The organism is Klebsiella sp. CN_Kp075 (assembly GCF_040065055.2).
GTDB lineage: Bacteria > Pseudomonadota > Gammaproteobacteria > Enterobacterales > Enterobacteriaceae > Klebsiella > Klebsiella aerogenes.
Window position 1 is genome coordinate 3,980,790 of the sequence record NZ_CM198050.1, and the last position, 11,441, is coordinate 3,992,230.

Sequence of the window (11,441 nt, forward strand, 5' to 3'; positions counted from 1 at the left end):
TGCGGCAATCAAGGGCGGGATGAAATGTTAGATAGATGTTTTAGTGAATTCGGTGACATGCGCCGGGCAAAGCAAGACACGACGGTCTTCGCTTTGCCCGGCCAGGAAAAGTGCGTGGATCAACTACCGCGGTAGGTTGAGTAGCCAAACTGGCTCAACAACAGCGGGATATGTAGCTTTTGGTTCTGTTCGGTTACGCTGAAAATAACCGGAATGACGGGAAAGAAGGTGCTCATATTATGACTTTTAAAGTAGTCACCGGTTTTGAAGGTCACTTTATACACCCCAGGTTCCATATTATCGGCCTGCGGATAGAGCGACTTGATACGGCCATCGGCATCCGTTTTACCGCTGGCGATATGCTGCCAGCCGCTGCCCTGCTGCTTATCGAGCTCAATCTGCACCCCTTGAGAAGGCAGACCGGTCTGCTGATTGAGAATATGTACGCTTAGTGTCCCTTCCGGCGCCGCAAGCGCGCTGAAGCTCAACAATGAAATAACGGAAGCGATAATTAACTTCATGAGCGATGACCTTATTAAGCAAGTGAATGTGTCATCACTATAGTCAGCGCGCTGGGAAATAAAATTAAACTTTTCGTTATTAATTAACGGGTAATAGCCGCGCGGATCTACGCCAAAGTCTTGTGTTGGATGGAGGAATAGAACGTAAGAGAAGCGATAATGGCACGCCCTACAGGATTCGAACCTGTGACCTACGGCTTAGAAGGCCGTTGCTCTATCCAGCTGAGCTAAGGGCGCACTGAGAAGCGGGAGCTTCGGGAGGTGCAATCGCGTGAAATTATACGGTCAACCTCCGGTGAGTCAATGCATTTTGCCGGGAAAAGACAGTAGCATAGCGAGCTTGTCGATTATTAACGCGATGTCTGGTTAAGGATTGTTCGCCCAACTCGTTGGCGACTCGTCCATTACGTCGCTATAGCGCGGGAAAATAGCCTGTTTTCCTCCGCCCCGCGGCGGAAAACCGATAAAAACGCAAACGATAACTGACAGCGGGGCTGGCTTCTGACAAAATATCCACATCCCCCTTTCGTAAAGTGACAGATGGAATCCTCTCTCTGATGGCAGCAAAAATTATTGACGGTAAAACGATTGCGCAGCAGGTGCGCTCTGAGGTCGCGGAAAAAGTGAAGGCGCGCGTAGCGGCCGGAAAACGCGCCCCCGGGCTCGCCGTTGTGCTGGTCGGCAGCAACCCTGCATCGCAGATTTATGTCGGCAGCAAACGCAAGGCATGTGAAGAGGTGGGCTTCGTCTCCCGCTCTTACGATCTCCCGGAAACCACCAGCGAAGCTGAGCTGCTGGAACTTATCGACACGCTTAATGCCGATAACACTATCGACGGCATTCTGGTGCAGCTGCCGCTGCCTGCCGGCATCGACAATGTTAAAGTCCTTGAGCGCATTGCCCCGGACAAAGACGTCGACGGCTTCCATCCGTACAACGTTGGTCGCCTGTGTCAACGTGCGCCGCGTCTGCGTCCTTGTACGCCGCGCGGCATTGTTACCCTGCTTGAGCGCTACAATATCGATACTTATGGCCTCAACGCGGTGGTGATTGGCGCTTCTAACATCGTCGGCCGTCCGATGAGCATGGAGCTGCTGCTGGCGGGCTGCACTACTACCGTCACCCACCGCTTTACCAAAAACCTGCGCCACCACGTCGAAAATGCCGATCTGCTGATTGTCGCGGTCGGTAAACCGGGCTTTATTCCGGGTGAATGGATTAAAGAAGGCGCCATCGTGGTGGACGTCGGCATTAACCGTCTGGAAAGCGGCAAAGTGGTCGGCGACGTGGTGTTTGAAGACGCGGCGGAACGCGCCTCCTACATTACGCCCGTGCCGGGCGGCGTCGGCCCGATGACCGTAGCGACCCTCATTCAGAATACGCTGCAGGCGTGCGAAGAGTATCACGACATTCAGGAGGCCTAAGATGGCGAATTTTTCTCTGGGCAAACACCCGCATGTTGAACTGTGCGACCTGCTGAAGCTGGAAGGCTGGAGCGAAAGCGGCGCGCAGGCCAAAATCTTCATCGCCGAAGGGCTGGTGAAAGTCGACGGCGCGGTGGAAACCCGCAAACGCTGTAAAATCGTCGCCGGGCAAACGGTGACCTTTGACGGTCAAAGCATTACCGTTATCGCCTAATCCTTTCTGGCGCCGGTCCCGGCGCCAGCGCTCTCCCGCAGGAAAATCAGAATAATGCGGGGATGTAATCCTCAAATACCCTACTGATAATAGGCTTTTATTTGTAGAATATAAGCCAATGCCAACCATCATCACTGATGCCGCCGTTCCGCTGTGTCTGGGGTTAGGGCTGGGATGCAAAATCATTCCCCCTCGCCTGCTGCTGGCTGGCGTGGCGTTGGGCATTTCTTAGTATCTGCCTCTTATCCCATAGCCTGCTCGATGCCATCACCGATGGTGGTAAAGGCGTCGGCTGGCTGTGGCCCTGCTCCGATCAACGCTTCTTCCTGCCCTGGCAGGTGATTAAAGTGGTGCCATTCGCGCTATCGCGTTATGCCACGCCTTATGGCCATCAGGTGATCCTCTCCGAGCTGCAGTGGGTCTGGCTGCCGGGAAGCGCACTGGCGCTACTACTCTGGCTATATCGTCAATCTATTCAACGTTAGGGATTAACATGTATAAAACGACCATCCTTGCCGCTGCAGCACTGCTGGCGGTTTCGTGCCCGATTCACGCCGAGGATCATACAAACGCCTATGCCGTCTCTTCGACCATTACCAGTATCGGCAGTTCGGCGCTGGTGAGCGGCATCATTCTCTCGCCAGTCCTGCTCCCCGCCGCACTGATTACCGCTTCTGTCGACAAAAATAAAGAGCAGAAAACCGCGCTGTTGACCACCAAAGACCCTAAACAGAACACCGTCAAAATGGTGCTGCCGCTGCAGGTGGTGGAAGAGGCGGATCTCAAAACCGGGGACAAGCTGACGCTGGAGAAAGCCCCGGAAGGCACCGGCGCACTGCTGAAAAAAGAAGGTAAGGTCCTGACCCATATGGTGAATCAAGAGGACGCCTCGCTCTCCGCTAACCAACCGCTGTCGGCGAAATGAAGCGCCTGGCGCTCGCCTTGTGCCTGAGCGTGGCATCAGTAAGCGCGACTGCAGCCAGCACCGATTGCGGCACGGGGTCGCCATCGGCGGAAACCATTGCCGCAACCATGCATCAGGCACAGTTGCTCAAACAACAATTAAATAGCGAACCGGAAGCGGTGGTTATTTTGGTCCGCCAGGGGCAAGATATGTCCAGCCGTGGGTTAACCTGGTCACATGCCGGCTACGCCCTACGGCAGGCCGATAACAGCTGGCGGGTTTATCATAATCTGAATACCTGCGGCACCGCGCGATCGGCGCTGTACGTCCAGGGATTATATGAGTTTCTCGCCGATGAACTGGTTAACCAGCAGATTGCGATTTTACGTCCGCGCGGCGAACTTAACGCTGCGCTACAAGCGCTTTTGCACAACCCTGTCAAACTGAACCTGTTTCACAGCCCGCGCTATAACCTGATCGCCTGGCCCTTCTCCGGGCCGTATCAAAACTCTAATGGCTGGCTGCTGGAAGTCTTTGCCCGAGCGGGCGATAGCAACATCTGGTCACGCGAGCAGGCCAGACATTGGCTCTTACAGCAGGGTTATCAACCCTCGTTAGTTAAGGTCACGATTTTCGAACGCCTTGGGGCAAAAATAGTTGCCAGCAATGTTTTTACCGACGATCAGCCGGAACAACTATTGGCAAGTGGCAAAGTAGGTTTAAACAGTGGCGATAGCGTTATTCAGTTTATTGCCCGTTACAGCCGCAACATATCCTCCTGCCTGCATCTGAATCTGCCCGAATCCGTATGCGTTTTTCAGCCTACACCACTGGAAGTCAGTCCCTAACGCAAAAAGGCCACGCAAGCGTGGCCTTTTCATTAGCAATGGCGCTTACTTACGACGCCAGGTGGTGCCCTGCGGACCATCCTCCAGCACGATACCCATCTCGTTAAGACGATCGCGCGCCGCATCCGCCGCCGCCCAGTCTTTCGCTTTACGCGCATCCAGACGCTGTTGGATAAGCCCTTCGATTTCCGCTACTTCGCCATCATCAGCCTGCGCGCCGCTCTGCAGGAAAGCATCCGGTTCCTGTTCAAGCAGACCCAGCACCGATGAGAGCTTACGCATATGGGCCGCCAGCGCGTTCGCGGCTGCCGCGTCTTCCGTTTTCAGACGGTTTACTTCACGCGCCATATCGAACAGCACCGAGTAGGCTTCCGGGGTATTGAAGTCGTCATCCATCGCTTCGATAAAGCGCGCTTCGAAGGCTTCGCCGCCGGCAGGCTGCGCGGATTTATCGGTTCCGCGCAGCGCGGTGTACAGACGCTCCAGCGCCGAACGCGCCTGCTTGAGGTTCTCTTCGCTGTAGTTCAGCTGGCTGCGATAGTGGCCGGACATCAGGAAGTAGCGGATGGTTTCGGCATCGTAGTACTTCAGCACGTCGCGGACGGTGAAGAAGTTACCCAGCGATTTCGACATTTTCTCGCGATCGACCATCACCATTCCGGAGTGCATCCAGTAGTTGACGTATTCGCCATCGTGGGCGCAGGTCGATTGCGCGATCTCGTTTTCGTGATGCGGGAACATCAGATCCGAACCGCCGCCGTGAATATCAAAGTGATTACCCAGCTGTTTGCAGTTCATCGCCGAGCACTCAATGTGCCAGCCCGGACGCCCTTCTCCCCACGGCGACGGCCAGCTCGGCTCGCCCTCTTTCGACATCTTCCACAGGACGAAGTCCATTGGGTTACGCTTAACGTCAACCACGTCGACGCGGGCGCCCGCCTGCAGCTGGTCGAGATCCTGGCGCGACAACAGACCGTAGTTCGGGTCGGTCGGTACGTCGAACATCACGTCGCCGTTATCCGCCACATAAGCGTGACCGCGGGCGATCAGCTGCTCGGTGATTTCGATAATTTCGGCGATATGATGGGTGGCGCGCGGCTCGTTGTCCGGGCGCAGAATGTTCAGGGCGTCAAAATCTTTGTGCATTTCAGCGATCATGCGATCGACCAGCGCGACAAAGCTTTCGCCATTTTCATTAGCGCGCTTAATGATTTTATCGTCGATATCGGTAATGTTGCGCACGTACTTCAGCTTGTAACCAAGGAAGCGCAGGTAACGAGCGACAACGTCGAAAGAGACGAAGGTGCGGCCATGGCCGATATGACAGAGATCGTAAACGGTAATTCCACACACGTACATGCCAACTTCCCCGGCATGAATAGGTTTAAATTCTTCTTTTTGGCGCGTCAGTGTATTAAAAATTTTTAACATCGAAGATTCCGTGTAGACGTGTGTGGATATAAGTCGCTTATTCTAACCCTAATTCAAACCGGAAGCAGCACACATTGCAAGGTGCATCGACCCCCGCGGTTATGCTATAACAGCCACCTATGTCATACCCAACCCTGGGTTCAGCACTACAATCATCGGAACAGGATGCAAAAATGGTTACTTTCCACACCAATCATGGCGATATCGTAATCAAAACGTTTGACGACAAAGCGCCGGAAACAGTTAAAAACTTCCTGGACTACTGCCGCGAAGGTTTCTACGACAACACCATTTTCCACCGTGTTATCAATGGCTTCATGATTCAGGGCGGCGGCTTTGAGCCGGGCATGAATCAGAAAGCGACCAAATCTCCGATTCAGAACGAAGCCAACAACGGTCTGAAAAACACCCGTGGTACGCTGGCGATGGCCCGTACTCAGGCCCCGCACTCCGCCACCGCGCAGTTCTTCATCAACGTAGTAGACAACGACTTCCTGAACTTCTCTGGCGAAAGCCTGCAGGGTTGGGGCTACTGCGTCTTTGCCGAAGTGGTTGAAGGTATGGACGTGGTAGACAAAATCAAAGCGGTTGCCACCGGCCGCAGCGGCATGCACCAGGATGTGCCGAAAGAAGATGTTGTAATCAAAAGCGTCACCGTCAGCGAATAATTCGTGGCGACACTTTTTATTGCAGACCTGCATCTGCAAACAGAAGAACCGGCGATCACCGCCGGTTTTCTGCGCTTTTTAGCCGGCAGCGCCCGCGAAGCGGACGCGCTGTATATACTCGGCGACCTGTTCGAGGCCTGGATCGGCGATGACGATCCGAACCCGCTGCATCAGCAAATCGCTTCGGCCATCAAAGCCGTCGTCGACGCCGGCGTTCCCTGCTACTTCATCCACGGCAACCGCGATTTTCTCGTCGGCCAGCGCTTCGCCCGCCAGAGCGGCATGATCCTGCTCGCTGAAGAAGAGCGGCTGGACCTCTATGGCCGTGAAGTGTTGATTATGCATGGCGACACCTTATGTACCGATGACCCCGGTTACCTGGCGTTTCGCGCTAAAGTCCATACCCCGTGGATCCAACGTCTGTTTCTCGCCCTGCCGCTGTTTATCCGCCGCCGCATCGCCGCCAAAATGCGCGCCGATAGCCAAGCCGCCAACAGCAGCAAATCGATGGAAATTATGGATGTGAATCCGCAGGCGGTCGTCGACGCGATGGAGCGGCATCAGGTGCAGTGGCTGATTCACGGCCATACCCATCGCCCGGCCGTCCATGAACTCCAGGCCAACGGGCAGCCCGCGTGGCGCGTGGTCCTCGGCGCGTGGCACAGCGAAGGGTCAATGGTGAAAGTCAGCGCCGACGGCGTCGAACTTATCTATTTCCCGTTTTAATCTCCCAGGCACAATTCCGAAAACCTTCTTCTGAAGGGGGAATGACTGACGCTATCTGTTCTCCGCATGCTAGCCTTTGGCTAAATCTCACTCAAGGAACGAGTATGAAAAAATGGAACCAGCCCCTAATCTGGGGAATGATCATCGCGATCCTCAATCCGTTAGGGGTAAGCTATATCGCCTTAATCGGCGTCGCTATCGGCAACACACTGGCATTTGTCTGGTGTGCAATGCTGGCATGGGCAATTTATTTTTATGCTATTTATTTGCTCTGTACCCGGCCCCACGATGGGCGGCTGGTACAAATCTATTTACTGATCATGGGTACCCTGATGCTTCCTTGGGGGTTAGTGCTGCTTATCACCTGTATCATGAATGAGATAAAGGCAAATAAACAACGTACTTCATCGTCGGCAAGCGAGACAAAAGACGGCTAACCACGCGTACGCAACCGTTTTCCTTGGCGGGATATCGTGCTATTCTCTGTGGCCTCTAAAGCAGTGTGAAGCACACCCACAGGAGTTTTCAGACGCATGTCTTCCCGCAATAATCCGGCGCGTATCGCCATCGTGATGGGGTCCAAAAGCGACTGGACTACCATGCAGTTCGCCGCAGAAATCCTTGATACCCTGAACGTTCCGCACCATGTTGAAGTGGTTTCCGCCCACCGTACGCCCGATAAACTGTTTAGCTTCGCCGAAAGCGCCGAAAGCAACGGTTATCAGGTGATCATCGCCGGTGCGGGCGGCGCGGCGCATTTGCCGGGCATGATTGCAGCGAAAACTCTGGTGCCGGTGCTTGGCGTGCCGGTTCAGAGCGCAGCGTTAAGCGGCGTTGACAGCCTCTACTCTATCGTTCAAATGCCCCGCGGCATCCCGGTCGGCACGCTGGCCATCGGCAAAGCCGGCGCCGCTAACGCCGCCCTGCTCGCCGCGCAAATTCTCGCCCAGCATGATGCTGAGCTGCATCAGCGCCTGAGCGCCTGGCGTCAGGCGCAAACCGATGAGGTGCTGGATAACCCGGACCCGCGAGGTGCGGCATGAAACAGGTTTGCGTCCTCGGTAACGGACAGTTAGGCCGCATGCTGCGTCAGGCCGGTGAACCGCTGGGCATCGCCGTCTGGCCGGTCGGCCTGGAAGCCGACCCGGAAGCGGTGCCGTTCCAGCAAAGCGTCATCACCGCCGAAATCGAACGCTGGCCGGAAACCGCTTTAACCCGTGAGCTGGCGCGCCATTCGGCGTTCGTTAACCGCGACGTTTTTCCGATCATCGCCGACCGCCTGACCCAGAAACAGTTGTTCGACAAACTTGGCCTCGCCACCGCGCCGTGGCAGCTACTGGCGGATAAAAGCGAGTGGCCCGCCGTGTTTGCCCGTCTGGGCGAACTGGCTATCGTCAAGCGCCGCGTTGGCGGCTACGATGGCCGCGGCCAGTGGCGTTTACGCGAGAACGAAACCACACAACTACCCGATGATAACTACGGCGAGTGTATCGTTGAGCAGGGTATTAACTTCTCCGGCGAGGTGTCGCTGGTCGGCGCCCGCGGCCGCGACGGCAGCACGGTGTTTTATCCGCTGACCCGCAACCTGCACCAGGACGGCATTCTGCGCGCCAGCGTCGCCTTCCCGCAGGCCAATGCCCGCCAGCAGGCGCAGGCGGAAAGCATGCTGACGGCGATCATGAACGAGCTCGACTACGTGGGCGTGATGGCCATGGAGTGCTTCGTCACCGCCGAGGGACTGCTGATCAACGAGCTGGCGCCGCGCGTACATAATAGCGGCCACTGGACGCAGAACGGCGCTTCCATTAGCCAGTTTGAACTGCACCTGCGCGCCATTACCGATCTACCGCTGCCGCCACCGGTGGTCAACAGCCCGTCGGTGATGATCAATCTGATCGGCAGCGATCTGAACTACGACTGGCTAAAACTGCCGCTGGTGCATCTGCACTGGTACGACAAAGAGGTTCGTCCGGGGCGTAAAGTCGGCCACCTGAATCTGACCGACAGCGATACCGATCGCCTGAGCGCCACGCTGGAAGCGCTGAAACCGCTCCTGCCAGCCGAATACGCCAGCGGTGTTTTCTGGGCGCAATCGCAGCTTAATTAAGCCATTCGTGCCGGGGATTTGATCTATCCCCTTCCCCGGCACGCCCTTCGGCGCGTAGAATCCCCACCTCGCAGTAAGCACATCTGGTTTTAACTCAAAAGGACGACCCATGGAAAATGGGAGACACTATCGCGCCATCCTCAGCGCGGATACGCCGCTTATCGACGTCCGCGCACCGGTGGAATTTCAGCAAAGCGCGATGCCCGCGGCGATTAACCTACCGCTGATGAACGATGACGAACGCGCCGCCGTCGGCACCTGTTACAAGCGCCAGGGGCCGGAAGCGGCATTAGCCCTCGGCCATAAGCTGGTCGATGGCGACCTGCGAGCCAGCCGTCTCAAGGCGTGGCTGGAGGCCTGCGCCCGCTATCCGCAGGGCTATCTGTGCTGCGCCCGCGGCGGCCAGCGCTCGCATATCGTGCAGCAGTGGCTGCGGGAAGCTGGCGTCGATTATCCGCTGATTGTCGGCGGCTACAAAGCGCTACGCCAGGCGGCAATACAGACTACCGAGGAGCTGGTACAGCGCCCTATCGTGCTGATTGGCGGCTGCACCGGCAATGGCAAAACCCAGCTGGTTTGCTCGCGCCCGGACGGTATCGATCTTGAAGGTCACGCCCACCACCGCGGTTCGTCATTTGGCCGAACGCTACTGCAGCAACACCCGCAGGCGACGTTCGAAAACCATCTGGCGGTCACCCTGCTTAAAAAAGCTGAACAACAGACACGCTGGGTGCTGGAAGATGAAGGCCATATGATCGGCGCGAACCACCTGCCGGAGTGCCTGCGTATCCGCATGGCGCAATCGCCGCTGGCGGTGGTGGAAGATCCGTTTGACGTTCGTCTGGAGCGACTGCGCGAAGAGTACTTCGATCGTATGCATCGCGACTTTATTGCCGCCTATGGCGAAGAGAAAGGCTGGCAGGAATATAGCGAGTATCTGCATCACGGGCTGTTTGCCATCCGGCGTCGGCTAGGGCTACAGCGCTTTGCCCAGCTAAGCGAACTGCTCGACGCGGCGCTGTCGCAGCAGCAGCGTACCGCCAGTACCGAGGCGCACTTCGCCTGGCTGGTTCCGCTGTTAAATGAATACTACGATCCGATGTATCGCTATCAGTTGGGGAAAAAAGCCGGGAAGATTATCTTTCGCGGTAACTGGCAGGATGTCGCCGCCTGGCTGGCGAAGTAGTTCCCCAACCAGACGGCTTCCCGGGTAGCGGCTGGCGCCTTACCCGACCTACGGTCCGTGCGGCCAGCCTTTAATTTAATCATCGTGCTGGCTGAAACTGCCGGTACCAATGGCCTCAAAACCCCCGGTGGCGCTGCCGCTTACCGGGGCTACAGCGCTGTGCGATTTGGTAGCCCGGCTTAGCGCAGCGCAAGCCGGGGAAATTCCCGGCTTGCGGCGACTCATCGTTAGAAGTCGTAGCGCAGACGCACCAGGTTCATATCGCCCAGATCATCGGTGCTGGAGGTAAACACGTGCTCGTAATCAACACGGAAACCGTAATCCAGCTGGAAGCTAATACCCAAACCGTTATCAATACGCTGGTAGTTGCGGCCATTCACGTACTCCAGGCGGTCGCCCATAAAGTACGGTTGAATAGATTTAACAGCGTATTGATTGATCGGGAATTTATAGCCGGCAAAGTATTCAATACCCCAGGCATCGCCGGCGAAATAGTTATGAACATCGGTTTTCTTGGTAGTCAGGAAGTTCTGATACCAGCCGCCGCCGAAGGAGAAGGTCCAGTTATCCGGAGTCCAGCTCAACGCGGTACCGACAATATTCTGGTCGTAGGTTTTGCTATTGGAGCTTGACGGGTCGCGCATTTCGGCGCGGGTGTAGTTCCACGCGGTACCCCAGGTCAGGTCCTTCATGATGTGGTAATCCACGCCGATAGACCCGCCGCCTTTACGCTTGTAGCGCAGACCATCGCCCGGCAGATATTCGCTATCTTCAAACAGATAGGAGCCATACAGATCGACATCACCGACGGTTTTCTTATATTTCAACATATTGCGTGAACGATAAGAACCATCGTAATCGCCGTTAATACCGTTACCCGGAGCCTGACCGATCATATCGTAGTCCCAGATATCGGTTTTCACGCCGACGACATCATAGTAAATACTGTTTTGCTGACCGTAGGTTAAGGTACCCCAGGTATCGCTCTTCAGACCGGTGAACAACATACGGCGGGTGGTATTATTCGCCCCTTCCGCGTAGTGATTGTCCCAATCGAACAGCGCCGGAATATTGACGCCCAGTTCGTAGTAGCTGATCCAGCTAATATCATCAAAGAGATAGTAATCAGCCGCGAAACGGAAACGGGTGCCGCCATCGAAACCGTTACGCTTGTAGGAACCTTTATCGCCATCGCCGGTCATCATATTGAACTGCGGACGAATACTCCCGCCGACGGTAAAGTTAAGGCGACTTAACGGATCGCCCGCCTGCGGATCTTGTTTCAGCAGCGTAATCTCAGCCTGGGATGCAAAAGAAGTTAACGCTAATGCTGCGCCGATCGAGATCGCCAGCGCTTTTATTTTATGTGCCATGCTTTTTCCTTGAGTAATAAGCAATCTTATATTTGCCAG

The 11,441-nt window shown here is 55.8% G+C and carries 13 protein-coding genes, 1 tRNA gene and 1 pseudogene; 11 read left to right on the forward strand and 4 right to left on the reverse strand.

The window, feature by feature from the left end; genetic code table 11:
• Nucleotides 1-119: 119 nt before the first annotated feature.
• Nucleotides 120-521, reverse strand: a complete 402-nt coding sequence (uraH, locus tag ABLV78_RS19065; protein ID WP_047049475.1) for a hydroxyisourate hydrolase — start codon at nucleotides 519-521, stop codon at nucleotides 120-122.
• Between the two features lie 160 nt (nucleotides 522-681).
• Nucleotides 682-758: transfer RNA gene (locus ABLV78_RS19070), tRNA-Arg, on the reverse strand.
• 320 nt (nucleotides 759-1,078) lie between these two features.
• On the opposite strand from ABLV78_RS19070, the gene folD reads away from it, so the two are divergent.
• The 5 genes and pseudogenes from folD (at nucleotide 1,079) to ABLV78_RS19095 (ending at nucleotide 3,911) form a co-directional block, all read left to right on the forward strand.
• Nucleotides 1,079-1,945, forward strand: a complete 867-nt coding sequence (gene folD / locus ABLV78_RS19075; protein WP_015367875.1) for a bifunctional methylenetetrahydrofolate dehydrogenase/methenyltetrahydrofolate cyclohydrolase FolD — start codon at nucleotides 1,079-1,081, stop codon at nucleotides 1,943-1,945.
• A 1-nt stretch (nucleotide 1,946) separates the two neighbouring features.
• A complete protein-coding gene (ybcJ, locus tag ABLV78_RS19080; RefSeq protein WP_015367876.1) occupies nucleotides 1,947-2,159 on the forward strand; it encodes a ribosome-associated protein YbcJ in 213 nt (70 codons plus the stop codon).
• Between the two features lie 118 nt (nucleotides 2,160-2,277).
• Nucleotides 2,278-2,644, forward strand: a pseudogene (locus tag ABLV78_RS19085) (metal-dependent hydrolase).
• Nucleotides 2,645-2,652: 8 nt separating this feature from the next.
• Nucleotides 2,653-3,084: an STM0539 family protein gene (locus tag ABLV78_RS19090; RefSeq protein ID WP_047049479.1), complete on the forward strand. Its 432-nt coding sequence runs from the start codon at nucleotides 2,653-2,655 to the stop codon at nucleotides 3,082-3,084.
• Nucleotides 3,081-3,911 (forward strand): DUF2145 domain-containing protein, encoded by an 831-nt coding sequence (locus ABLV78_RS19095; protein ID WP_047049481.1) that lies wholly within the window; start codon nucleotides 3,081-3,083, stop codon nucleotides 3,909-3,911. The genes ABLV78_RS19090 and ABLV78_RS19095 overlap by 4 nt, the downstream gene beginning before the upstream one ends.
• 45 nt (nucleotides 3,912-3,956) lie before the next feature.
• On the opposite strand, the gene cysS is transcribed toward ABLV78_RS19095, so the two are convergent.
• Nucleotides 3,957-5,342 (reverse strand): cysteine--tRNA ligase, encoded by a 1,386-nt coding sequence (gene cysS, locus ABLV78_RS19100; protein ID WP_045393462.1) that lies wholly within the window; start codon nucleotides 5,340-5,342, stop codon nucleotides 3,957-3,959.
• A gap of 173 nt (nucleotides 5,343-5,515) precedes the next feature.
• Between cysS and ppiB the strand changes: the two genes are divergently transcribed.
• The 6 genes from ppiB to mnmH all read left to right on the forward strand — a co-directional run bounded on the left by ppiB (nucleotide 5,516) and on the right by mnmH (nucleotide 10,029).
• Nucleotides 5,516-6,010 (forward strand): peptidylprolyl isomerase B, encoded by a 495-nt coding sequence (gene ppiB / locus ABLV78_RS19105; RefSeq protein WP_015367878.1) that lies wholly within the window; start codon nucleotides 5,516-5,518, stop codon nucleotides 6,008-6,010.
• A gap of 3 nt (nucleotides 6,011-6,013) precedes the next feature.
• Nucleotides 6,014-6,736, forward strand: a complete 723-nt coding sequence (lpxH, locus tag ABLV78_RS19110) for a UDP-2,3-diacylglucosamine diphosphatase (protein ID WP_047049484.1) — start codon at nucleotides 6,014-6,016, stop codon at nucleotides 6,734-6,736.
• A gap of 104 nt (nucleotides 6,737-6,840) precedes the next feature.
• A complete protein-coding gene (locus ABLV78_RS19115) occupies nucleotides 6,841-7,173 on the forward strand; it encodes a hypothetical protein (RefSeq protein WP_045393468.1) in 333 nt (110 codons plus the stop codon).
• Between the two features lie 96 nt (nucleotides 7,174-7,269).
• A complete protein-coding gene (purE, locus tag ABLV78_RS19120; RefSeq protein ID WP_047049486.1) occupies nucleotides 7,270-7,779 on the forward strand; it encodes a 5-(carboxyamino)imidazole ribonucleotide mutase in 510 nt (169 codons plus the stop codon).
• On the forward strand, nucleotides 7,776-8,843 hold the full coding sequence (gene purK, locus ABLV78_RS19125; RefSeq protein ID WP_045393471.1) for a 5-(carboxyamino)imidazole ribonucleotide synthase: 1,068 nt from the start codon (nucleotides 7,776-7,778) through the stop codon (nucleotides 8,841-8,843). The genes purE and purK overlap by 4 nt, the downstream gene beginning before the upstream one ends.
• 109 nt (nucleotides 8,844-8,952) lie before the next feature.
• Nucleotides 8,953-10,029, forward strand: coding sequence for a tRNA 2-selenouridine(34) synthase MnmH (gene mnmH / locus ABLV78_RS19130; protein ID WP_047049489.1), 1,077 nt, complete (start codon nucleotides 8,953-8,955; stop codon nucleotides 10,027-10,029).
• Between the two features lie 227 nt (nucleotides 10,030-10,256).
• On the opposite strand, the gene ABLV78_RS19135 is transcribed toward mnmH, so the two are convergent.
• A complete protein-coding gene (locus tag ABLV78_RS19135) occupies nucleotides 10,257-11,402 on the reverse strand; it encodes a porin (protein ID WP_047049491.1) in 1,146 nt (381 codons plus the stop codon).
• Between the last annotated feature and the right edge of the window lie 39 nt (nucleotides 11,403-11,441).